We start from the raw sequence: 23,566 nt of genomic DNA, 5'->3' as shown, positions 1-23,566 counted from the left end.
GACGACTGTCGCTTGGGCACGCTTTCGTTGTGCGATCCTGGCTACGCCAGACCCTTCGACGGGCTTGCTTCTGCACGCGAGCAAGATGGTTTTTCGTCCCGGCGAACCGCCGGCCGAAGTCGCCACCGCAGGCAACGACCGGTGCATCATTCCCATCAAGCCGGGAAACTTGGACGCCTGGTTGAACCCGAACCACGGCGACCTGGCGGCAAGCTACGCCATTCTGGAGGATCGACCGCGGCCGTACTATGCGCCTCGGGTGGACAAGGCCGCATAGGGTAGTGCATGAAGATCTGCACCGCGGTCGGTTAAGTGCGCCTGGCTTTTCACCTAGTCGGAAAAGCCGCTTCAAGCGACGGTAGTTGTTCTCTCTGGCGGGCTCGCGGCGGCCGCGTTCGGTAGCCTTCAAGAGCGCGGGCGGATTGCCCACTCCTGGCCGAAGTCGGAGAAGGGCATGACGATCTGGGCGCGCCGTGCGCGCCAGGATTTGCTGCGCCCCCCTGTTGCAGAATGTCAGGAAGACCTTGGTGGACGTCTTGCGGTGCTGCGGATGCGATCTCCTCAAGGCGATGGAATAACCCGCGCACCCTCATGTTTTTCCGGCCAGGAAAGGGAGTGGATCCGAATGCCCTGAGCGAAGTCTGCACGAGGCGAGCTATTTTCACATCCGAGCCTCGATGCTGATCGCGCCCAAGAAAAGGCTTTCACACAACGTTGATCTTCCACTCATCTAAACTCCACGCCAATTTGCAAGTCGACGCGCATTCACTCAAGCCAGTGACGGGGGATATCTCCTGTATGTCGTCATCGAACTACTGTCGGCGTCATCGAAGTCCGCCCTTGCCGATTGGGCGCAGGGGCATTTGCATCACGGGATTGCATTCACAGCAATGGCTTGGCGGTAGTTCGTGCTCTGGAGGAGCGAGGGCGTGCCCGTGTCGTGATTCGATGCGCCAGGGGGAGCATATCGCGATCGGTCCGGGGCAGACGGGATGACCCACTGCCGCAGTGGGTAGCGCCGGGCGTTCGCTTGGTGCGCTTGTCATTTCTTTGATTTTTTCAGGCACGTGTATCGCTGCCTTGCGGAAGCTGCGTAGCGATTCAATCGGTGTTTCGATCTCGCTGCGCTTGTGCCGCGACCATGCGGCGGCGCCCGTGTGACGAGTGCAGGAGTTTATGGCCGCGTCCGATGCGGGCGATGCTATCGAGCTTGCAAACGGCGGTCGGATGTCGGCGGTTGATGTTGTAGAAGCAGCGCAAAGGAATTTCGCCTGCCCGCATCCATGCGGGTGAAGTGTAAGTGTGGCCGTCAATACCAATGGATTCATGCTTTTGTTGTCCTCCTGCATTTCAAAAGCAAGACACCTCAGAGGAACGCGCAATGGCCCTTACTACAGAACAGATTGCCGCTGAATATCCGATACCGTCATACCGCTTCGTGGTTGCAATAGACGACGACAAAATCCCGTTCAGTTCCGTGTCCGGGCTCGACATAAAGTACGGCACGATGCAATACCAGGACGGGATAGGAAATTTTTTCCAGATGCCGGGTCAGCGCGAGCCGGTCACGATCACGCTGCGCAAAGGCATATTTCGCGGCCCCAATGCCCTGTATGACTGGATCAATTCCATTTCGCTCAACAAGGTCGTAAAGAGGGACATCATGATCAGTTTGACCGACGCGACCGGAAGCAATTATCTCGTGACATGGAATGTTGCGGATGCGTTTCCAACGGCCTTGTCCTCGCCATCCCTCGATGCCTCCAGCAATGAAGTGTCGATCCAGGAGGTGACCTTGGTAGCGGACCGCGTGTCCATTCAGACCTATTGATCGCCCGTGTCGGCAATCCGTCTTGACGCGAAATATCGACCCAATCTTGAAGGGGAAGGTCATGCCCGTAACGGTCAGTTACCCAGGCGTATACATCGAAGAAACCAACAACCTGTCGCTATCGGTGGGCAGCAGTGCAACATCGGTGCCGGTGTTTGCCGTCGCCGATAGCGACGCGCGCGTCAATGGCGTTGTTCGCATCGCTTCCTGGATGGACTATCAAAACTTGTCGGGGGCGTACGATCGCCAGAACGTTCTCGATATCTGCATGCGCGCCTATTTCCTGAATGGCGGCGGGTATTGCTACCTGGCGCCTGTCAGCTCCCTGGAACGCGAAGTACCGAAGCTGATCGACGCGACGACGCTGGTGGCGGCGGGGCAGGACATCTCGAACGCCGTGGCGCTGTTGTGCAAGAACGGGGCCTGCTTATTCGCCATCCTGGATGGCCCCACGTACGATCTTGGCGCTCCAGCGGGGGAAGGGCCGGGCGAGCCGCCGACTGATCCTGATGAGTTGCCGGTTGATCCCGGTCAGCCGCCGATCGATTCTGGTGAATCGGTTGAGGCGGCGTTACACAGCGAGTCGTTGCACTATGACGTCACCCCCTATGCCGCCGTCTACTATCCATGGCTGGAGGCCACGTGGGCGGATATTCCCGTCCCGCCAAGCGCGGCCATGGCTGGCGTGTATTGCAAGGTCGATTTGACGCGAGGCGTCTGGAAAGCGCCGGCGAACGTGACGCTGCAGGGCGGGATGCTTCCGCAGTATCCGGTGACGGATGATCTGCAAGGCCGATATAGCAGCGGCAACGGAAAGACGCTGAACATGATCCGCGTGTTCAATAACGGTGGCACCACGGTATGGGGTGCCAGGACCTGCGAGGACAGCGATCTGTGGCGTTATGTGTCGGTACGCAGGCTATTCAACAGCGCCGAGCGCGATATCAGTGAGGCGATGAAGTCGGCGATGTTCGAGCCGAACAGTCAACCCACGTGGGAGCTGTCTCGCGCGGCCATTACCAATTATTTGTATCGGCTCTGGCAGCAGGGTGCGCTGGCCGGGGTAACGCAGGACGAGGCGTTTTTTGTCCAGGTCGGGAAGGGCGTCACGATGACGCAGACAGATATCGACCTGGGGAAGATGATCGTCAAGGTCGGCATGGCCGCGGTGCGTCCCGCGGAATTCATCATCCTGCAATTTACGCAAGACGTAGCTCAATAGCGTGGCTCGGCCATTGGGCCGAGCCCTCCCTGTTGCCGCACTTCCGACGCCTCCGGCCACGGACGGGCCGGTCTGTCGTGCGCCCTCGATGCTTGCTTGCGTTGGTTTGCCGAGGTGGAGACGCTCGATATGGAGAGTAGACAACCAGGTGTCAGCGTTACGGAACGCAGCCTGATCGCTCCGCAAAACAAGATAAGCAGCGCGGTGCCGCTGTTTATCGGGTATACGCAAACCGGCGAGGCTTACGCCCTGCAGGCTATCGACGATTTTTCCGAGTATGTGGAAATGTTCGGCGCCGCTCATGTGTCGACCTTGCCGGCGGCGACGCGAGCCCATGTCGACGTTCTCTACTATGCTGTCAGACACTATTTCGACAATGGCGGCAGCGGTGGCTTCGTGCTTTCGCTGGGTTCTTATGGCGAGGCGGAGCGCAGCAGCAATGAGGAGATCGTTGCCGCCTTTGCCGACCCGCGCATCGCCGAGGCGATCAAGGGGGAGTTGAGCATCACGCTGGTGGCGATTCCCGCCATGGTACTGCTACCCGATTCGGCGGTGACGCTGTGGCAGAAAAGCTGGCAAATCGTGCTGGGGTATTGCCAGTGCCGCAGCGGTCTGTTCGGTTTGCTGGAGGCTCCGGATGATGCGGCGGCGGTGAGACGGTGCCTGACCGAGTTCACCGGGACCGGGCGTGAATGGGGCGCCGCCTATTGGCCGAGACTATTGACTGACTACGCCGATAAAACCGTCGTCGTTCCGCCGTCCGCCGCCTTGGCTGCAACGATCGAGCGTATCGACTACAACCTCGGTGTGTGGACAGCGCCAGCGAATGTGGCTCTGAGCAATGTGATCAAGCCGACCCAGTCTCATTTGCAGGTTGAAGATCAGCTGGAGTATGGCGGCAGTTCATTCAATTTGATCCGCGATTTTCCGGGGCGCGGCGTTCGCATCTGGGGCTGCCGCACATTGGCGGCCGGCGCAGGCTCGCCGTGGCGCTACGTACAGGTGCGCCGCCTGGTGTCGTACATCGAATCCAACGTCAGTCAACTCGCACAGATGTTCGTGTTTGAGCCAAACCATGAAATCACCTGGTACAAGATCAAAGGTCAAGTCAGCAACTGGCTCTACAAGCTTTGGCTGAACGGCGGACTGTATGGCGTTGAGGCCGACGATGCGTTCGACGTGCGCCTGGGTCTGCATGAAACCATGACCGAGGCCGACGTCGCCGCAGGAAAAATGATCATGAAAATACGCCTGACGACCTTGCATCCCGCGGAATTCATCGAGCTAGGCTTGCAATTCGATATGACGAACGGGATAAGCCTGCCAACCCTGGAAAGCCTCCGGCAACCCTAACAGGCCGAGATTGTCATGGAAAAATTGTTAGAACCATCACCCACCAATCGCTTTCTGACGACCTTTGTCTTCGGCGGCATCCCCAGTCCGTTGGACATCGCTTTTCAAAAGGTCTCGGGCCTGAACCGTCAGTTGAACGTGACGCCGTACAGTCAGGGTGGCCAAAACGCCGGCAATCTCTATCTGGCCGACAAGGTGCAGCACAGTCCACTGATCCTCGAGCGCGGCGTGATGATCGTTACGCCATTAACCCTGATGTTCGACCGGGTCATGCAAGGCGAGCAAATGATTTATGCCGACGTCGTCATCCTGCTGTTGAATCACCTGTCGATGCCGGTGTGCGGGTGGACGCTCAGCAATGCGCTGCCGGTCCGATGGCAAACCGCCGAACTCGACGCCAATGCCAATGCCATCTTGGTCAATACGCTGGAATTGCAGTACCAGAACATTCATTGGATGGGGATCAAGGCATGACCATCGAAATCCGAGAGCTTGTCATACAGGCCAAGGTTGTCGCAGGCGAAGAACGCCCGCCATCCACCGTGCGCGGCATTGCGCAGCAGAAGGCGGACGAGGCGCGCTGGGTGGAACTCATTGCGCAGCGCGTGCTGGAGAAGCTGCGTGAGGAAGGTAGGTGGAATCCATGAGCCTGATCAATCGCGCGATAGCCAAGTTGACGATCACTGCGTATTCCGATCGCGAGGCGACGCAACAGAGCCGGGTCGGCTCGATCACGGCCATGTACAACCCGGATACACTGGAGCTCAACTATGCGACTGACTACGCCGCGAACGAATTCATCAACACCAGCGTGCAGAGCAACAATTATGCGGTAATGCAGCCGGGGGAACTGACGCTGGATCTGATTTTCGACGGCAGAATGCCCGGCAATATCACGCCGATCGAAGATCAACTGACTTATCTGCGCCAGCTTTGCAGCACCGTCAATCCGTCGCGTGGCGAACCGAACTACCTGCGGGTCCAGTGGGGCAATGTGCGCTGGACGGGCCAGGGCTATTTTGCCGGCCGGATGAAGTCGCTGTCCTATCGCTACACTTTGTTCGATCGTGACGCCACGCCCCTACGCGCCACGGCGACACTGACCCTGACCGCCGATCAGAGCATCGAGCTGCAAAAGTCCGAGCAGAGCCTGCGCTCGCCACCCGTATCGGTGCTGAGCGTACCTGCCGGTGGTGGGGGACTGCCTTTGATTGCCGCCGGCGTGGCTTCCCAGCTGGTGGGCGGCATGAACTATCTGACGCTGGCCTGGAGCAATGACCTGGACAATCTGAATGCCATCGCGCCCGGACAAACGCTGCTGGCGCCGGCACAGGATGGGGGGCAGGGCGGGTGACGCCGGTTTTGCATATTGCGCTGACCAGCGGCGGCCGTACGCAGAGCCTTGGCAGCTTGCAGCCGATGTGGTTTGCCGTCGATCAAAAAGTGAACGCCATTGCCTCGGCCACGCTGCTGTTGTCGACGGAAGGCAATTCGCTGCAGATATTGAGCCAATGCGATGCCGACATCGGCTTGTGTCGGCCAGGCAATGCCATATCCATCTCGATCGAAGACGCAGGGAGAAAGCCGGCGCTTATTTTTTCCGGCGTGGTGGTCGAGCAGGCACTGGAATTGCGCTTGAACAAGGTCCAGCTCACGCTCAAGCTGAAACACGCTCTTGTTAGTCTGGAAAGCAGCTGTCGCTCCCAGGTCTTTGCCGACATGAGCGCGCAGGAAATCGTCAGCAAGCTACTGCGCGAGCAGGATATCGCCTGCCGCGATACCGCTGGCATGACGGCCAAGCAGGAGCAGCTGATTCAGTTTCGCTGTTCCGACTGGGCTTTTATGCGCAGCCTGCTCGACGCGAATGGCGCTTGGCTGCTGCCGGATCCTGACATGGTCAGAATCATTCGACCCAGGCTTGCAGATACGCCCGACCACACGTTTCGGCAAAGCGATGTGAACAGCCACGAGGGCAGGGGAAGCAACGCACCGCTGATCGAGGCCCACTGGCAGTTCAACGATCAGTATCAGCCGAAAGAGCTAAAAGTGACGGCTTGGGATATTGCCCAGCAGCACATGTCTTCCGCCACCGCCGCCCGGGAAAAGCTGGGAACGCAGGCGCTGAACCCGGCGGAGCTTCAGGTCTTGAACGCTGCCCCGTGGACGATGGGCAGCAGCATCTCGGTGTCTCAAAACACCTTGCAAGGCACGGCCGACAGCATCTTGCAGCATTTGCAGGAGGGCGGCGTGCAAGGGCAATTCAAGACGATCGGGACGATGGATTACCAGCTCGGGCAGACGCTGGCCTTGTCCGGTTTCGGAAAGCGGTTCGACGGGTTGGGCATCGTGACCGGGATCAGCCATAACCTCGGCAAGGCGGAATGGACGACCGTCGTTTCCCTCGGCATGAGAAACCTCGCCGGCGCGCTGGCGCCGCTGCCGACGATCAGCGGCCTACAGGTCGGCGTGGTTGCTGCCTTTCAAAGCGATCCGAACCACCTGGAGCGCGTGCGCGTGTCGCTGCCGGTACTGGGAGAAAACAACAACGTCGTGTGGGCCAGGCTGGCGATGCCTTATGCCAGCAAGGAAGCCGGATTCCATTTTTACCCCGAGCCCGGCGACGAAGTGGTGGTCGGCTTTTTCGACGATAACCCGTGCTTTCCGGCGATCGTGGGGTCCATGTACAACCCGATCAACAAGCCGCCGGTCCCCATGAGCAAGGAAAACAGCTTGAAGGGCATCACCCTCAAGAAGGGCGAGCTGTCTCTGCAGTTCGACTCGGCGGCGAAGTCGGCTGCCATCGTGGCGGACAAGGACAGCGTGAAGCTGCACAACGGCGTGGAAATCAAGGGCAAGCGTATCGACATGGATGGTGGTGCGGGCGGCGTGGAAATCAAAGGGTCCAAGGTCAATCTGGTCAATTGAGAACGAAACTTTTTTGCCGATGCGGAGAGTGAAATGGAAGATTCTCTTGAAAAAGCCTACGGGCGCGGCTGGGCCTTTCCGCCGGTTTTTACGCCGGAGCACGGCGCCGGCATGTCATCCGGCTCGGAAAATGTCAGGCAAAGCCTGGTCGTTCTGTTCAGCACCTTGCCCGGCGAACGCATCATGCGCTGGGGCTACGGTTGCGACCTCAATCAATTCATGTTCGCCAATATCAATGCGGGCCTGATGACGGGCATCGAGTCGCAGATTTTCGATAGCGTGTTGAGCGGCGAGCCACGCGCGGAAGTGACCGGCATCCAGATCAACGAGGCGCAGACGGAGCCGAGCCGCTTGCAGATCCAGGTCACCTATCGGCTGCGCGGCAGCGATATCTCCCATAAGGTGACCAACCAGTTGGATATCGTCGGCGGCAGGAGCATGGTCGCATGATCTCACCCATGGTGATCGATCAGGATCAGCTAAAGATCGACTCCGCCTTTGGCCATCGCATGGTGACGATTACGGCCAGCCCGGCGGTTATTCGCGGCAGCGGGCAAGCGACCGTCGGCGGCAAAAAAGTCTGTATTGCGGGTGACGAGTCAAAGGTCAACCTCAATGCGACGTATACGGCCCCAGGATTTGCCAACTCAGGCGTAGGCGTAGTCACTATCGTCGGGCTGGACGCCAGCCAGCTAGCACCAGGCTGCACGAGTGGCGCCGCGCTGATTACCCGGGGCGGAGCGGGCGCCAAGTTCAATGCGCTGTTGACGGTGACAACACCCGCCAGCAATCCAACGCCGCCGGGCGGTGCCGATCCGGCGACGCCTGGCATGGGGACCGGAGAATTCGCCGCGCAGCAGGATTTTGCCAATGCGGGTAGCCCATGAGCGATGTATCGGCGCTGGAAAATCTGTTGTCCAGCTTGGTGGCCGGCGAGGGCTTCAAGCTGGACAATCGCAGCATCGAGTCGAATCTGGCATTCGTCGAGCAGTATGCGCGACTGATCCCCTATGAAGATCCAGCGGGCCGGCGTGACCAGGAATGCACCTGGGCCGACATCCTGTTCATGGGGGGGAACACCCCCCAAAAGCTGGCTGCCATGTATCAGGACAGGTCGCTGGCCGCGGGCACGCTATGGCCGCAGCAGGCGTTGCTGCTGGCGGTGCTCCAGATGCTGGAGACGCCGCGTGCCCTGCTCAATTATTTTCCCTACGCACACCGCCAGCTCTACTATCGACAGCTGCTTGGCCTGAGCGAGCGTGCCGCCGAACCGGCGCGCGTGGCGCTGGCTTTTCAGTTGGCGGCGACGACGGCGGAACTGCTTATCCCTGCCGATACGCCGTTTTCCGCCGGGCAGGACCGGCAAGGCGTGCCGGTCCAGTATGCGCTGGACCGCTCCTTGCTGGCCAATCATGGCGAATGGAGTGACTTGTACTGGCGGCGCGGCGGAACGGATGCGTTGTACATCGCGTACGACCGGGAACAAGGGGTGTTGTGGCCGGAACAGGGAAGGCGCTTGTTCGGCGCGCTACCGGAGCAACAGTGTCGCCTCGGCACCGGCGAGACATTCGACGAACCGCGGGCCAACGAAAAGGACCTGCTTTATCTGGGATTTGCCGGCTTGCGGCCCGGGCAGACCTTGTCGCTGTTCTGGCAGCTGCAGGGCGCCAAGGCGCTGAACATGACCTGGCAATATGCCGATGCGCAAGGGCATTGGGCGCCGCTGGATGCCACGGTCATCGACGAGACCGCCGGCCTGTTTCGCAGCGGTTGCTGGTCCGCCATTCTGCCCAAGGACATCGGCGGCGACGATGCCGGCGCGCTCGCGCCACCGGACGGACTTCCCCCGGGTCGCTGCTGGCTGCGAGCATTGATCGACAATGCGGCGGCCCCGGCGGTGGGGGCGTCTGACTACCCCGTCGTTTTCGGCCTGTTGACCAATGGCATGACGGCCACGATGCAAAATCCGGCCGCCCTCGACCCGTCCAGCCTATCCCAGCCCTTGCCGGCAAACAGCATGGCTCAACCCGTGTCCGCTATCGCCGGGCTGTCGAAAACCTTGCAACCCTGGCCGTCCTGGGGCGGCCGGCCGGCGGAAGTCCAGGAGGCGTTCTTCGAACGCGTCGCGCGACGACTGGAGCACCGCAATCGCGCGCTGACCTGGCAAGACATGGTGTCGATCCTGAAAGCGCGCTACAGCGCCGTGTTCGAAGTGGCGACGCCTTCCAGCATCAAGCAGACCACGATGCCGGCCGCGCGCGAGCAGCGACTGATCGTTATCCCGCTGAACACCGAAAAGGATAACGACGACCCGGTGCGCCCGCTGCTGAACCAGGCAAAGCTGCAAGACATGCAAAACACGCTGCAACGCCTGGCCTCGCCTTGGCAGAACATCGTGCTGGAAAATCCCGCGTACCGCGACGTGAGTATCGACTACAGCCTGACATTCCAGCCTGGCGTCAACCCTGACTATGGCCTTCGGCAGGTACGGCAGGCGTTGGAACAACACTACATGCCGTGGATCGAAGACCGGCCCGGCGGCGTCAAGCTCGGCGGCAAGCTCGATTATTACGACGTGGTGGCACAAATTCAGCGGCAGCCGCTGGTTGACCGCGTGAACCGCCTGGAACTCAACGGGAAAAAGGCCTCGGTCGAGGGCGAGGACCACGAGGCGCTAGTGCTGGTATGGCCGGTCGAAGCCTTGGCGCACCAGGCAATACAGGAGCGGCCATGAGCGGCAACGATGCGCTGTTTCCGCAAGTACAGGAATGGATAGATTTCGAGACGCTGTTGGCTCAGGCCAAGCAGGCGCTGGTTGAATACGCCGGAAAGCGCTGGAGCCACATGGGCGAAAACGACCCCGGCATCACGCTGCTGCAAGCAATCTGCTACAACGTCTCGGACATCGGCTACCGTTCGTCTCTGCCGCTGACCGATCTGCTGACGCCAGCGCCGGTCTCGCAAGAGCGCCGTGCCGGCGAAGGTATTTTCCCGGCGGCGTTCGGCCCGCAACGCGCCTTGACTTGCGGCCCGATCTCCGAGGACGACTACCGGCGCGCGCTGCTGGATTTGCACAGTACCGGCGACGACAGCGGCTACTTCTACTTCAATAACGCGCAACTGGTGCGCGAGCCTGAAGAAGAGCGTTACCGATACTGGTATAACGCCGAGCGGCGCGTTTACAGTTTCGTCGAGCCGCAGCCCGACCTCCCGGAGTGGCCGGTGGGCGATGAGCCCTGCGAACTGACCCTGCTCGGCAATTACCTGCTTTACCTGCAGCCCACGCGCGGAACCTTGGCCGATCTGCCGAAGGCGCAAGCAGCGCTGGATGCGTTCTTGCGGGAAAACAGCAATCTCGGTGAGGCGGTGAGTCGCGTCATCTGGCTGCAGCCGCAAGACATGCCGCTGAGTGCGGTCATTGCGTTGCGCGACGATGTCGATGCCACGACCACCCCCGCCGCCATCATGGCGGCCCTGTTTACGGCGGTCGAAACCTATGTCACGCCGCCGGTCCGACGCTACTCGACGCAGCAATTGCAGCAGCAAGGTCTTGAGAATGAGGCCATCTACGATGGCCCGTATCTGGAACATGGCTGGATTACGGACCTGCCGCCACCGCTCGACTGCGCACGCCCGATAACCGTCAATCTAGCGCGACTGGTCAATGCGGTGCTGGATATCGATGGCGTGCAGGGCATCCTCTCGATGGTGCCGGGAGAGCCCTGGGAATGGACCACGGAGCCGGGCTGCTATCCCTTATTGTGGGGACCCGATCCGATCGCCACCATGCTCGAATCGGTCACCCTGGTCGCACACGGCATCGACTGCGTGTTCAGCGTTGATGAGGTGGTGCAGTATCTGACATGTAGTCCGTTGCTGCGCAATCCGCCGGTGCTGCTGCCGTATGGCCGCTGGCGCAATCCCTCCGTGTATTCCCCGGCGACCGATTACGTGCCGCCTTGTTATGGCTTGCTGCATTTGCCGGTCACGCCCGAACAGACGCAATTGCACCAGTTTCTTCTGCCCTTCGAGCAATTGCTCGCCAACGGCTGCCAGCAACTGGCCTTGTTGCCGAATCTGCTGGCATTCAACCGCGAGGCTGGCGACACGGTCTGGGGCGAGCAATGGCCGTTCGCCAAACCCGGCGTCAACAACGAGGTATTCAAGGATTGTTCCGCCGCGATCAAGGCGTATTTGCAGCAGTGCAGCGAGGACATGGAAAAGGAGCTGTCCTACGTGGACTATCTCCTAGGCTATTTCAACAGCAGCGTGGCGCCGCGGACGCTGCTGGCGGAGCGCGACGAGTTTCTGGCCTCGCAGCAAGGCTATCTTGCCAACATCGCCAGCCTGACTTATCAGCGCGCCAATTTCCGTGTCGACAAAGTGTCGGCATTGCAGCAGCGCATTGCCGCACGCCTCGGCATAGGGGGTGAGGGCATCTTCAATGAAGATGCGCCGCTGGACAAGTTGCCGTTTTATGTAGTCGAGCATCGCGCCTTGCTGCCGGTCTATCCGGATCACGCCTACGATGCCCTGCAGGACGTCAAGACGATTTACCAGGATGGCGCGTATTTGCGTATCGAGCTGCAAGCCGTCAACAGGGCGCCGCTGCGCATCGGCCAGGTGGTGACCCTGGTCGTGGGCGAGCAGGGCAAGGCCGAGCTGTCCATTCGCGCGTTGATGATCGCCCAGGTCTTCGCCAGTTCCGCTGGAACGGATGGTTTTTCCATAAAGATCGCCGATAGCGCGCAACTGCAGCGTCATCTCCAGGGCATACTGGATCCGCACAGTACCGTGCGTTGGCAAAATTGCCAGGTCTGGCTGGAGGATATGTACTATCCACTGGTATATGACGACAACCAGCACGGTTTGGGTCCGAATCAGAAGCGCTTGACCTCGTCACCGCAGAGTCCGTATCCCGCCATGGTAAGAGAGGGGGATCTGCTTACCATCGAATACCGCATCTCACCGACGGCCAGGTCTTTTTCTGACAGTGCTACGACGTCGCTGCCGGTGAAGGTGGTGAAGGCGGACAGCATTGCCAGCACCCTGGTGGTGGAATGCCGGGAAGGTGACGCATTTCCGCTACCCGAGCAGACGCGCAAGTACTTCTGGTATTTCGACAGCGCCGAGTATGCGGCCAGGGATCGCTTTTCCTTCATGACCAGTGTCGTGTTTTGCCGCGACCACATCGACAAAGTGGCATCGGACCCTTACGTCGTCAGCGAATGGATGAAGAGCGTCATATTGCAGGAGTATCCGTCCTACATATCGATGGTGCTGCAGTGGATGCCGCTGCAGCAGTTCGAAAATTTTGCCTACACCTACAACAGCTGGCAGAACAATGGCGCGCCACTGGGGGACGCCTCATATAGCCTGATGCGGATGCTGACGCTGGGCTGCCTGCCGTCTTCGTTGACCGGTATCGGTGCGATGTACATCGCCACGGAAGACCAAAAGGAGCAGGTAGTAGGCCCGGCTGGCGATCAATGGAACGCAGACGTGATCGTTGAAAACGAGTTGTTCTATGTCCCGCGCGCCGAATACGACTGACTCTCGGATATAGCCCAAACAGGAGCCGATGATGAGCGAGAAAAAGACACCGGGTCATATTGGAAAACCAGCAGCGGGCAAGGCTTCGTCCACCCCGGATATCGCCGCGCTGGAGAACGCCCTGCCGAATGCCATGACCGCAAATACCAGCTCGGGCGACAATGGTGGCGTGGTGGACCCAGCGGTCGGCGCACGCGTCGCATCGTATGCCGTCACACCTGTCGGGCCACCGACCAATGCACTGAAAGAGGCGTTCAGTGCCCAGAAAATCCCACTGCAAACCGATTTTTCCAATCTGATCGATGTGGCCGATTGCGGACGCAAGGCGGTAGGTTTGAGTCCAGGGCAGAGCGGCCCCGGCGCCGGTTTGCAATTGGATGACGCGACAGGCCTGCTGTCGATCAATGACGGCTTCGGCTTGCAAGTGGCAGGCAACAAGCTGGAGGTCAATCGCGGGGCGGGATTGACTTCCGGCACAGATGGCTCCGTTGCCGTGGCGACAGGGTCCGGTGTCATGATCAACCCCCAAAACCAAGTTTGCGTGGATCCCAATACGGTGCTGCCTCCAGGCGTTATCGTGATGTTTTCAGGAACAGTGATTCCGCAGGGGTGGGCGTTGTGCGACGGTGGCGGTGGACGCCCGGACTTGCGCAATCGTTTCATCCTTGGCGGAAGTGGTGCAGAGATTGGCAACGCAGGCGGCAGTGCGCTCTCCGGCACGGGAAGCAGCAAGTCTTACAACGTTGGCACCAATGCAGTATCGGCAGGGAAAATTGACGTCACTATTGCCGCTACGGTCTTGACCATAAATCAGATGCCGTCGCATAGCCATGTTCTTGAGGTTGGATGGACAAACAATGGTTGGGATGGGTGGACGGTGGTTAACATGGCTAACACCCACCAGAAGGAACAGCGACTGAGTACATATTCGGCCGGTTCTAGTGAGCCGCATACGCATAACGGTAGTACTGCCTCCCAAGGAACACATAGTCACACCATTAATTCTTTGCCGGCTTATTACATTCTTGCCTTTATCATTAAACTCTGACTGCCAATGAAGTAGGTAAACTAAATAAGCTAATTCATTCTGAGAGATTGAACGAGCAATGAGCGGAATCAGTCTTGAGCAGAGGGTAGCGCTTGCCGGCGCAAAAGGGGGTCACAGGCTGGATCGTCTGCATATTGCGCTGACGATGCCGTACGAACACGCGCAGCGCTTGACGGACACGTGCAGCAGCCTGTTTCAGCAGCGCTTGCGTGGCATGATCGAAGGGGTGCTTGAGCGGGTGCAACAGGAGCGCGGGGACTTGCTGGTGAGTGAGCCGCTGACGCTGGATCTAGGCAGTTTGCCGCTGGCAGATTTCGACGATCAGTTCTGTCTGCGGTTGGAGTGGCAACTGCTGCAGAAATTGCGCGATCAGGTGCAAGACCGGGCATCGCCCACTGAGGCCCGGGAAACATCGTCTACCGGCACTCGGGACGCGCCGGCCAATGGGCGCGCCAGCATATTGGAGCTACTTACTCGCTATATGCAGCATGGGCATTGGGAAGGGGAGATGCCGTCCCCGGCCGCGCTGGATGCGCGGCTACTCGAGCAGCTGGCGGCGGAGCCGGAACACAGTCTGTTCGTGCTGGCCGGTCATTGCCTGCGCCCAGATGGATTGCGGCGCCTGTGCCGACTGCTACCGCCGACCAGTTTGACTCGACTGTGCCGACATTTTGCGCCGACACAGCCCTTGCGAGACCCTGCGACACCGACGCAAATGCTGCTGTGCGCACTGCACTATTTCCAGAATCATTCGCAGCTCTCCGTGCCTGCATTGCCGCCGCATGCGCTTACCTTCCAGTACGAAGGCAGCGAGCCATTGTTGATCACACTGTTCGATGGCCATCTCTCCGCACTGCGCATCTTCGACGCCCTCGCTGCATCGGGAGGGCGACGAACGCCTCCTGACGGCGCGACGGAGAATAGGAGACAGCATTCGTCGCCGGCTGAATCTATCGTGCAGAGCGAGGGTGATGGCCACCCTCATCGTGCACTGCTCGAAAGCCGTCCCGCCGCACCAGGGCGACGGCGGGCGCCGCCTGGCGACGCGACGGAACGCCCGCTCGCTCGGACACAAGGTTTGCAAACGGAAGGATTAAACGTATACGGCGACGGCAAAGAGGCGGCTCCTGGCCTGCCGTTAGATGGTCATCTGTCTGACTGGCTACGCGCGTTGTGGCGGCAATCGCCGGTACGCAGCATCCTCCAGCGAAGACTCTCACCCGGCGCCCTCAAGCGATTGCGAGCGCAACTGGACGACGTAACGGAAGATGCGAGCGGCGCAAAAAGCGCGCGTGCCCACAAACGGGTTGCGTTCGAGCGTTACGGCAAGGACGAAGGCCTGCCACCCGAGCTTATCGGCATCAGCAACGGCGGGCTTTGCTTATTGTGGGGGCTATTGCCCGACCTGTTTGGACAACTTGGCCTGCTGGAGCAGGGAGGGCAGCGTTTCCTGCATAGCCAGGCGCAAATCGAGGCGATATGCGGGCTCGATGATCTGGTCTGGGCGGAGGACGCTTATGCCGATTCACGCATGCCACTGAATAAACTGCTGTGCGGATGCACGACGGATTGGCCACTGGATCCACCGGCGCCGGATGCCCGGTCACGAGACATTGTGTCGCGCTGGCTGGCGACGCTGCCGGCACGGCTTCCGGCATGGAAAAGCCTGGGCGTAGCGGATATTCGCCGGCTATTTTTGCAACGACCTGGCTGGCTGGCGATCGAGCACGGCACCGGATTGCTGTATGTGCAGCCGGAGCCCTGGGATGTGTTGCTGTCCGATTGGCCGTGGCCGACCGAGATGCTGGCGCTGCCGTGGCTAAGGCAGCCGCTGGCGATGCGCTGGCAACAACCGCCGGCGGCCCGATAATCCACTTGTAATCGCAGTCACAGGATGACGTCCATGATTCCATCGAACATGACCATCATCGAAGTCAATCGTGCGCTGCGGGACGCATTGCGCACGTATGTGCAAAATGACGTGCTTATCAGTTTCGAATTGCCTGACCCGGGCAACTTGCCGTCCGTCCCGACCGTCAGCGTGTTTCTGTACGACGTGCATGAGGATTTGCAGCTGCGAGTGGGCGAGTCACGGGCATACAGCGGTGGTGCGCTGTTGCCGGCGAAGGTCAACGTCTGCCTCAACTATCTGATCACGTACTGGGACTCCAGCCAATCGAGGAGCGCCGACGGCCCAGGCGGCGAGCCAGCCAATCAGTCGATCATCGTGATGAATCAGGTATTGAACGCCCTGATCAACAATCGCGTATTGCAGGGCTTGCCTAATGTTTATACCAAGGTGATGCCGCCGAAGCAGGATTTGTTCAGCCTGGGCACGTTCTGGCAATCACTGGGGAACAAGCCGCGCTTGCTGCTCAATTATGTGGCCACCGTACCGATTCCGCTGACCGACCATAACGACACCATTGAGCCGGTTGAAGTCAGCGAAGTCAGGCTAGAAAACCTGACGAGCCCGCGGTGAACTGACGATGCTTACTCATACTGAAAGAAGCGTCGACAACGAAGCAGCTCCCCCTTGGCGGGAAGCTCGGGTGCTGTCCGAGGATGAAAACTGGTCCTGCCTGCTGGCGCAGCTGGAGCGCATCGATTTACGGGTGCAGTGCGCCTTGCATCAAGCTCAGATGCGCCCGGATGATATTCACAATATGCAGGGCCTGGTACGAGCGCCGGAAGAGATCGACGCGCTGATGATGCAGCCTCAAGGGCGGCCGTATTGGGCCGCGCAGGAACATGCGGATGCCCAGACAGGCCGCGAAGGGCTCGCCATGGAAAGCGAGCCGATCGCGCGCCACAGTCGCCTGGGGCAGTTGATCGAGCGTTTCGGGCTTGCGCCTTTCGAGCGCGATGTTCTATTGCTGGCCTTGCTGCCTTGGTTCGATGCGCGCTATTCGGTGCTGTTCGCCTTTATCCAGGATGATGCCAGAAAACGCTTGCCAACCATCGATTTTGCCTTGAACGTATTGTGCCGCGGCGGCATGGAAAAGACGCTGCGGCTGGCCAGCCTGATGCCACAGGCGCCACTGGTAAGGCATGGCTTGTTGACGCTGAAAAGCAAAGGCGATGCCGCTGATCCATGGGCAGATACCTTCCTGCAGGTCGACAAGGCGCTCTATCACTTTCTGGCCGGGCACGAACGCCCCGGTTTGCATGACAATGGTTTGCCGCCGCTATTGGCGCAGTGTGCCCAATGGCTGAAGCCACCGGCGCATATGCCGGATCGCCACCCTGAGCTGACGGCGCGCATCCTGCAGTTTTGTTTTGGCGGCGGCACATCGGCAGCCCCGCAGCAAGCCACCCCGGTGCTGCTGCTGCGCGGATATGCGGGATGCGGCCGCGGTGCCGCACTGGCCACAGCCGCTGCCGCGGTCGACCGGCAGACACTGAGCCTGGATTTGGAGCTATTGCCGAAAGAGGACGAGGAGGCCTTGGGCGTTTTGGTGCTTGCCCTGCGCGAGACACGACTGCGGGCCAGCTGCCTGTTGCTGCGCTCGTTGCCGGCGATGGCGGAAACTCGGCAGGGCTTGTTTGCACAATTTTCGCGCCGCATCGCTGATCACCGTTCGCCACTGGTGTACCCAATCGAGCCTCATGCGCCGCCGGTATGGCTGGGCGAGGTGCCGCATCTGCTGCTGGATATGCCGGAGCGCTCGCTGGCAGCAGACGAAGCCCTGCTGCGCTCGCAGCTTAGGCAGACGGCAGCGGCTGCTTCGCCAGGGGTGGACTTGGATCTAGGCGCCCTGGTCAAGCGCTTTCATCTGTCCTTCGATACGCTCACGCAAACCTTGGACGAGGCCGATCTCCATCGAGCACAGCGCTCAAGCACGGCCTCGCTGACGATCGAGGATCTGAATGCGGCGTTTCGGCTGCGCTCACAGCAGAATTTCGGCAAGCTGGCGCAACGCATTGCGCCGGTGCGCAACTTTGATGATCTGATCATCGGTCCCGACCTGGAGCAGCAGCTCAAGGAAATTCTCGCCACCATCAGGCATAAAGACCGCGTGCTGGCACAAGGCTTCGCTCGCAAAGTGGGCTACGGCACAGGTATCAGCGCCTTGTTCCATGGTGATTCCGGCACCGGCAAGACCATGGTGGCGGAAGTGCTGGCGGGTGCGCTGGGTGTGGATTTGATCAAAATCGATTTATCCACGGTGGTAAATAAATTCATTGGCGAAACGGAAAAGAACATCTCCCGCATCTTTGACTTGGCGGCAACCGATTCCGGCGTGCTTTTCTTCGACGAAGCTGACGCCCTGTTCGGCAAACGCACCGAGACCAAAGACGCGCACGATCGTCACGCCAATATAGAGGTGTCGTATCTGTTGCAGCGCCTGGAGAACCACCCGGGCCTGGTGGTGTTGGCAACCAATCATCGCAGCCACCTGGACGACGCCTTCACGCGCCGGCTGACCTTCATCGTCCGCTTTTCCTTTCCCGATGTGGCGCTGCGTGAACGCATGTGGCGCGGCATCTGGCCCCAACAGGTCAGGCTCGCGGATGACATCGATTTTGCCGATTTGGCAAACAAAGCGGCCATTACTGGAGCCAGCATCAGGAATGCGGCACTGCTGGCAACTTGCCTGGCGTCCGAGGAGGGGGCTTCATGTGTGGGGTGCACTCATATCGAGCGTGCGCTGCATCGGGAATTGGTCAAGATCGGCAGGATTGCCGGGTAAAGAGAGCAGGGCATCTCTGGGTGCTGATCGCCGCAGGGCTTTGCTCAACTCATTCGAGGAGTATCCGCTATGGGCAAAAGCTATAGGAGCAGGACCCCGGAGCTAAACGCGGCGCTAGACGAGCTAAATGCCGGACGGGCTTTATCGGGCGATGAGGATTTGGATGAAGAGGATGACGAACCATTCACGATGACGGATTTTTCTGCGCCGAATCAGCGCAATGCGTGGGCCGAGCAGGCCACCCCGAGCCCGCGCATTTCTTCGCGACCAAGCACTGCGCGCGTCCCGGTCGGCGCCAGAGGTCCAGCCTCTTTGCAAGGGCTAACCGGTGGTAACGTCGTGTCCGCTACGGGCGCCGTCAATCCGAGCACTGCAGCCGCGCCCGATGTACTCCCCCCGCCCAGGCATGAATATGAGTTCAATCGTGACCCGACAGTGAAGTACTGGCACAAAGTGCGCACACCAAGCGGTCGTGGCCGTTTCAATGTGCAGAAGAATCAATATGTCATGGGTTCGGATCGGCCGATCTATGGTTACGAGATGGGACGTTGGAGACCAAGGAGCGCCGTTGCCAGTGCTATTGCCGTAGCTGGCGCCAGTGCTACCGGCATGCCATTGGATTTTTTTAAAAGAAGGGCAAGCGTTACCCAGCGACCCATCGCCATAGTGTCGGGCACTCACGGCGCGTGGCATTCCAATAACTGGGATGACAATCCGGCGGTGGGGCGTTATCCCGACTATGTCGAACCGATATTTTTAAATGAAGACCTGGATATGTATCTTGAGGGCGGGGCTGCTGGGGCCGTCCTGCGTACGGATTCTCGGGGCATTCCGTACTACGCTTCGGGAAAGGCGGAAAATAAGAGGCGCTTCGAGAGCCGGATAAGGGTTTATGACGCAGCGACATTGAGCGAAAAACAGCACATGGAGCTGATTAATGATCTAGACAATCACGTCATTCACGGGTTTTGCTTTGGTAGAAATGACGAGAGCCTGAGGTCCGCAAAGAAACTGCCACCTGTTATCAGCTATCTATCTAAAACCGAGCCACCCTCGAGCACCGGCAAGCGAAAGTGGTTAAAGGTGGAGCCAGATACCATAGTAAAGGATCGCGCCAAAAACCGCGTACCCGTGCCTATCGGGGGGTGGATAGCAACGTTTTCCACTATAGATAATAATATAACTTCAGGACACATCTTGTTAGGAGGCGGTCTTACGTCGCCAATCATCAAAGTCGGAACCGACCCGTTATGCGTGATAACTGAGACGGGCGGAACCATAACATCATTCAATGTGCTAAACGATGTCGCGGAAATATGGCATCCACCCATGTACCACCCAGATGACCCGCAGGCGCCATCGCTTGCTACGTACAGCTTCTATAACCCGTAGCCTAAAGTTAGCCGGCTGAGAAACAATCCCGACTGGAGCGAGTCAATTTACGGATGCATTGTGCCGTCAGTCACCGCAGCCGGTCCGGAATGACATTTAAAGCACGCAAGGTATGAGCATCTGGCCGGAATGGTGGCAGAACGATTTAGACAGCCGGGCGGCCGCGTTCAATTGATTTTTTGGGGCACTTTTATGAGCAAAGGTTATGCGAGTAAGACCCGTGAGCCAGGCGTGGCGCCCGCCAAGCGTGGTCGGACCAGCTCTCAAGACGAGGATGCGGAAGATATCACGTCCGTCAAGCGTCCACGGGCAGTGCAATCCAAGGAGAAGGTCGCTGGCAACGATGAGGGCAAGAAAAATCCTGCATCCATTGCCCAGTCCAGGCAGAAGTGGGATGCGGCCAAAGAAGTAAAGATAGTGCCTTCGTACAAGCCTTCGCATGACGCATTTTCAAGCAAGAAAGTGGCGTCAGGCCATGGCTTGAAGTATCACGAATTTTCCAGCAAATTATTCGGTAAAAGTGCTGATTCAGATGAATATATGCGCGTCACTGGCCTTACACAGATGCAAACAAAACAAACATGGGACGGGGCGTCGAGCGACGGGACAATGTACCGCTCTCGGCGCGGATCTATCGCTGGATTGCGGGAAAATGAGGACGGCTCCGTGTCGATGTGGCGGCTGCATTCATTGCCAACATCGGAGGCGCTCAAGGGTGTCGACTCCAAAACACCCGATGATTTTTTAAAAACATACAATGAAAGGGCCGGCCTCCTAACGAAAAAAACGTTGGACTCAAAAGGTAACGATACACCAGTTAATACGGTCGTTTCGGATTTTATAAAAGTAAAATTCGACCCTAAAAAAAGAGCGTTCGAAGCTGCGGAGTCAACCCATGCTCTAGGCGTCTCCGGGGCGGGGCGGGCGAAGAACAAGGACAAAGAGGCGGACGCGAAAGACGCAAAGCTGCTTTATGCCCCAAGCATAGACGTGGCCAGGGAAAATAGCGCGGAGAAGAAAGAACCAAGGCCTGAACAAACCTACCATTCGGAGCCGATGGCTATTACTCTGCATAACAGTCATCGCGATAGGCCAATGGTAGATGATTCAAACTTGGTGGGCATTGTCGCCAGCTTCCCCAACCAGGTATGCAAACAGTGCGGAGTCACTTTTTCAAAGCAAATTGGCAAGTATTCGGTTATCAGTGGCGTGCCGGGTGTGGAGTTCGGCGGCCAAAAGGCCGGCCCAACATACGATGGGAATACACACACGACGGTGTATCGGGCAACTCCGACTCAGATTCTGCTTAGCGGTAGCGAAAAAGCAGCAAACGAGTCGGAAGTTAAGGCCGTATACTTGAAACATAAGGCGCTCACAACGAGCGCTAAAGTCGATTCACCAGTTGCGGACAAGCCAGCTTCACAAGATGCCCAGGCGGTGTCTGTAATGGCGCAACCAGCGCCGAGCAGCGCCCCAACGGCAACGGCGGCCGTTCAGCGCTCTGCCGAGAAGCGTTCTAGTGACGCTTAGCTTCATAGGCCGACAAACAGAGGTAGTGCCTTGGCGGCGCGGGCGATAACGAGGGGCGTGCACTGCATAGCCGCTTTGTCGTGGTCGCTTTTAAGTTCGCCAATGGCATGGGCCGGGCGCCGGCGAAGCACCCGGTCCACGCCTGCGCCACCCGCTTACGGCGTGGTCAACGCGTTAATGAAAGCGGTGCCGACCGGGCTGCCCCAGCCGGTCACCAGGTGGAAACCGGCCACCGCCTTGAAGCCCGTGCCACTGCCGGACTGCGCCGGGTTGCTGCCACGGGTCACGTCACGAAGCAGGCTGTGGTAAGTCGAACCCAGGCCAAAGGTGTACAGCTTGAGGTTGATAAAGCCGACCATGCCGTGACTGGCGTGCTGGTTGGCGAGGGCCAGGAGACCGGCCCAGCGCAGCGCGGCGAAACTGGTGCCGCCATAGCCGGTCTGGAAGCTGCCTGCGCATCGTCAACCTGCCAATCGGCTTGCGTTAGATGCGGGCTTGCTACCGATGGTTGCTTGCTATCGGCACCCGAATAGAAGATGCCCACGATAACCAGCAACAGCAGGGACAAAACCAACACCGCGTTGGCAAAAGAGGGCGTAGGACGGTATTTCATGCAGTGGATGGATAGCGCTCGCTAATCGGTCAACAGCCCCAGGCTTCTCGCTTCATAGATAGCTTCCGCCTTGGAGGTGACCTTGAGCTTGGTATAGATGCGCCGCACGAAGCTGCGCACCGTATAGGGCGATAGCTCCATCAGCTTGGCGATTTCATTCGTCATGAATCCCTTGGTAATGAGTTCCAGCAATTCTTTCTCACGCGCGGACAGAAGTTGCGGCGCTTCGTCCGGCGTGGTCGGTCGCCCTGTTTCCCTCACCCCGATTTGGCGGAATCGCACGAGCACCTGCCGCGCAATGATCGGACTGATGGGGCTGCCGCCACTGGCCAGGCTGCGAATCTCGTCCACGATCCTGGCGGAGGAACTGTCCTTCAGCAGATAACCCGATGCACCGGCCTCGATCGAGCGGATCACGTGGGTTTCATCGCCGAAGTTGGTGCTGACCATGATGCTGCAGCTACTCCATTGCTGCACGGCGGCTTTGATGACATCGATGCCGGGGCCGTCGGGTAAGCCCAGGTCCACCAGCAACACATCGGTCGGCGCCCCCTGTAACAGCTTTAACCCTTCGGCGCGCGTGCCAGCGGTAGCGGCAAGCCGAATATCTTGCGCCCCCTCGATGGCTTCGGTAAGCGCCCTGCTGAATCCGAGGTCGTCCTCCACGATGGCCACGTGGATCAGGGGCGCGGCTTGGCCGGCGGCCGGTAATTCCATGAAAAGTCCAGGATTCCAAAAGGACGTAATTTTGCGGCGCGATGGGCAACAATACGTGTAGCGTTTTTGTTCTACATACAGCGGTCCGCGCTGTCCTCAAGATAGCCGACATCTTGCTATCCACAGGGGATACATGGATCACCGTGCCCACTTCATTCCGTGCCAGCCCAGGCCGTGGCCACGCTCCAAGGCCCATGCCAACAGCAAGCTGTCGCACTGCGAACGGGCATGCCCGACGCAAAGCGGCAAGCTTTGCCTCCATCAAAAGTCCGCTTGACCAGGCGTCTCAGCTTACGGGCAGCAGCACTTGCATCTGCCAAATTCGCCATTAAGCTTGCCGCTCCGCAACAAAGCGTGACGTGAGTCACAACATTTTGTCGCCATCGGATACAGGGGCCATGGCTAAACGCATTCTTTTCGTCCCGGGACTGCCGCGCCCGGTTGCCGTGTGGTTGCAGTCAAGCGCGCGTTTTCGCGTGGGTGCCTGCAACACGCCTGGCGAGATCCGCACTTGGCGCAAATACCGGACGCTCATCGCTGATGAGCCACGCCAGCGCGCACCGAAAGTGATCCGCGACGTCATCGACGAACGTGCTTTTGCACCTGCGTTCCTGCGCATCGATGGCCCGTGCGCGTAGCACATGCACATCGCCTGATTCCACCCGCTTCCTTCTTCTTCGCACCACGT

Annotated in this window: 22 protein-coding genes; 19 read left to right on the top strand and 3 right to left on the bottom strand. The window is 59.2% G+C overall.

Annotated elements, in window-relative coordinates:
- The first annotated feature begins 85 nt into the window (after positions 1-85).
- The 7 genes from EKH80_RS03095 to EKH80_RS03070 all read left to right on the top strand — a co-directional run bounded on the left by EKH80_RS03095 (position 86) and on the right by EKH80_RS03070 (position 5,760).
- Entirely contained in the window at positions 86-277 is a 192-nt protein-coding gene (locus EKH80_RS03095) for a hypothetical protein (protein ID WP_126683270.1), read from the top strand.
- 1,104 nt (positions 278-1,381) lie between these two features.
- Complete coding sequence (locus EKH80_RS03090) at positions 1,382-1,831, top strand: phage tail protein (RefSeq protein WP_126683269.1); 450 nt, start codon at positions 1,382-1,384, stop codon at positions 1,829-1,831.
- A gap of 61 nt (positions 1,832-1,892) precedes the next feature.
- The gene (locus tag EKH80_RS03085; RefSeq protein ID WP_126683268.1) at positions 1,893-3,053 is read left to right on the top strand and encodes a phage tail sheath family protein; all 1,161 of its coding nucleotides are present in this window, start codon (positions 1,893-1,895) and stop codon (positions 3,051-3,053) included.
- 96 nt (positions 3,054-3,149) lie between these two features.
- On the top strand, positions 3,150-4,406 hold the full coding sequence (locus EKH80_RS03080) for a phage tail sheath family protein (protein WP_230473384.1): 1,257 nt from the start codon (positions 3,150-3,152) through the stop codon (positions 4,404-4,406).
- Between the two features lie 15 nt (positions 4,407-4,421).
- On the top strand, positions 4,422-4,880 hold the full coding sequence (locus EKH80_RS03075) for a phage tail protein (protein ID WP_126683267.1): 459 nt from the start codon (positions 4,422-4,424) through the stop codon (positions 4,878-4,880).
- Positions 4,877-5,053, top strand: coding sequence for a DUF5908 family protein (locus EKH80_RS23935; protein ID WP_196240328.1), 177 nt, complete (start codon positions 4,877-4,879; stop codon positions 5,051-5,053). Before EKH80_RS03075 ends, EKH80_RS23935 begins: the two co-directional genes overlap by 4 nt.
- Positions 5,050-5,760 (top strand): CIS tube protein, encoded by a 711-nt coding sequence (locus EKH80_RS03070; RefSeq protein WP_126683266.1) that lies wholly within the window; start codon positions 5,050-5,052, stop codon positions 5,758-5,760. The genes EKH80_RS23935 and EKH80_RS03070 overlap by 4 nt, the downstream gene beginning before the upstream one ends.
- Before the next feature lie 82 nt (positions 5,761-5,842).
- Here the strand turns inward: EKH80_RS03070 and EKH80_RS24025 are convergent, their stop codons facing one another.
- The gene (locus EKH80_RS24025) at positions 5,843-6,049 is read right to left on the bottom strand and encodes a hypothetical protein (protein ID WP_230473422.1); all 207 of its coding nucleotides are present in this window, start codon (positions 6,047-6,049) and stop codon (positions 5,843-5,845) included.
- Between EKH80_RS24025 and EKH80_RS03065 the strand changes: the two genes are divergently transcribed.
- The 11 genes from EKH80_RS03065 to EKH80_RS03015 all read left to right on the top strand — a co-directional run bounded on the left by EKH80_RS03065 (position 5,958) and on the right by EKH80_RS03015 (position 21,548).
- Positions 5,958-7,331 carry a phage baseplate assembly protein V gene (locus EKH80_RS03065; RefSeq protein WP_230473414.1) on the top strand — a complete coding sequence of 458 codons (1,374 nt, stop codon included), beginning with the start codon at positions 5,958-5,960 and terminating at the stop codon, positions 7,329-7,331. The two genes, EKH80_RS24025 and EKH80_RS03065, sit on opposite strands and share 92 nt — an antisense overlap.
- Before the next feature lie 33 nt (positions 7,332-7,364).
- A complete protein-coding gene (locus EKH80_RS03060) occupies positions 7,365-7,781 on the top strand; it encodes a GPW/gp25 family protein (protein ID WP_126683264.1) in 417 nt (138 codons plus the stop codon).
- Positions 7,778-8,218 (top strand): hypothetical protein, encoded by a 441-nt coding sequence (locus tag EKH80_RS03055; RefSeq protein ID WP_230473383.1) that lies wholly within the window; start codon positions 7,778-7,780, stop codon positions 8,216-8,218. Before EKH80_RS03060 ends, EKH80_RS03055 begins: the two co-directional genes overlap by 4 nt.
- Positions 8,215-10,065 (top strand): hypothetical protein, encoded by a 1,851-nt coding sequence (locus EKH80_RS03050; protein WP_126683263.1) that lies wholly within the window; start codon positions 8,215-8,217, stop codon positions 10,063-10,065. Before EKH80_RS03055 ends, EKH80_RS03050 begins: the two co-directional genes overlap by 4 nt.
- Positions 10,062-12,884 carry a hypothetical protein gene (locus EKH80_RS03045; protein WP_126683262.1) on the top strand — a complete coding sequence of 941 codons (2,823 nt, stop codon included), beginning with the start codon at positions 10,062-10,064 and terminating at the stop codon, positions 12,882-12,884. The genes EKH80_RS03050 and EKH80_RS03045 overlap by 4 nt, the downstream gene beginning before the upstream one ends.
- Positions 12,885-12,915: 31 nt before the next feature.
- Positions 12,916-13,932, top strand: a complete 1,017-nt coding sequence (locus EKH80_RS03040) for a phage tail protein (protein WP_126683261.1) — start codon at positions 12,916-12,918, stop codon at positions 13,930-13,932.
- Between the two features lie 58 nt (positions 13,933-13,990).
- Complete coding sequence (locus EKH80_RS03035) at positions 13,991-15,802, top strand: contractile injection system tape measure protein (RefSeq protein ID WP_126683260.1); 1,812 nt, start codon at positions 13,991-13,993, stop codon at positions 15,800-15,802.
- Between the two features lie 33 nt (positions 15,803-15,835).
- Positions 15,836-16,414, top strand: coding sequence for a Pvc16 family protein (locus EKH80_RS03030; RefSeq protein WP_158628721.1), 579 nt, complete (start codon positions 15,836-15,838; stop codon positions 16,412-16,414).
- 70 nt (positions 16,415-16,484) lie between these two features.
- On the top strand, positions 16,485-18,626 hold the full coding sequence (locus EKH80_RS03025; protein WP_158628720.1) for an ATP-binding protein: 2,142 nt from the start codon (positions 16,485-16,487) through the stop codon (positions 18,624-18,626).
- A 69-nt stretch (positions 18,627-18,695) separates the two neighbouring features.
- Entirely contained in the window at positions 18,696-20,018 is a 1,323-nt protein-coding gene (locus EKH80_RS03020; RefSeq protein ID WP_126683257.1) for a hypothetical protein, read from the top strand.
- Positions 20,019-20,210: 192 nt separating this feature from the next.
- Positions 20,211-21,548: a hypothetical protein gene (locus EKH80_RS03015; RefSeq protein WP_126683256.1), complete on the top strand. Its 1,338-nt coding sequence runs from the start codon at positions 20,211-20,213 to the stop codon at positions 21,546-21,548.
- A 155-nt stretch (positions 21,549-21,703) separates the two neighbouring features.
- Here EKH80_RS03015 and EKH80_RS03010 read toward each other — a convergent pair whose 3' ends face one another.
- Both EKH80_RS03010 and EKH80_RS03005 read right to left on the bottom strand, forming a co-directional pair.
- Positions 21,704-21,907 carry a hypothetical protein gene (locus tag EKH80_RS03010; RefSeq protein ID WP_126683255.1) on the bottom strand — a complete coding sequence of 68 codons (204 nt, stop codon included), beginning with the start codon at positions 21,905-21,907 and terminating at the stop codon, positions 21,704-21,706.
- A gap of 275 nt (positions 21,908-22,182) precedes the next feature.
- The gene (locus EKH80_RS03005; RefSeq protein ID WP_126683254.1) at positions 22,183-22,878 is read right to left on the bottom strand and encodes a response regulator; all 696 of its coding nucleotides are present in this window, start codon (positions 22,876-22,878) and stop codon (positions 22,183-22,185) included.
- 398 nt (positions 22,879-23,276) lie between these two features.
- Here EKH80_RS03005 and EKH80_RS03000 point away from each other — a divergent pair, with 398 nt between their 5' ends.
- Complete coding sequence (locus tag EKH80_RS03000; protein ID WP_126683253.1) at positions 23,277-23,516, top strand: hypothetical protein; 240 nt, start codon at positions 23,277-23,279, stop codon at positions 23,514-23,516.
- Positions 23,517-23,566 lie beyond the last annotated feature (50 nt).

The sequence above is a fragment of the Dyella choica genome, from assembly GCF_003977665.1.
Classification (GTDB): Bacteria; Pseudomonadota; Gammaproteobacteria; order Xanthomonadales; family Rhodanobacteraceae; genus Dyella_B; species Dyella_B choica.
The sequence above is the reverse complement of the archived record's forward strand: the minus strand, read 5'-3'. Positions and strand labels throughout refer to the sequence as shown.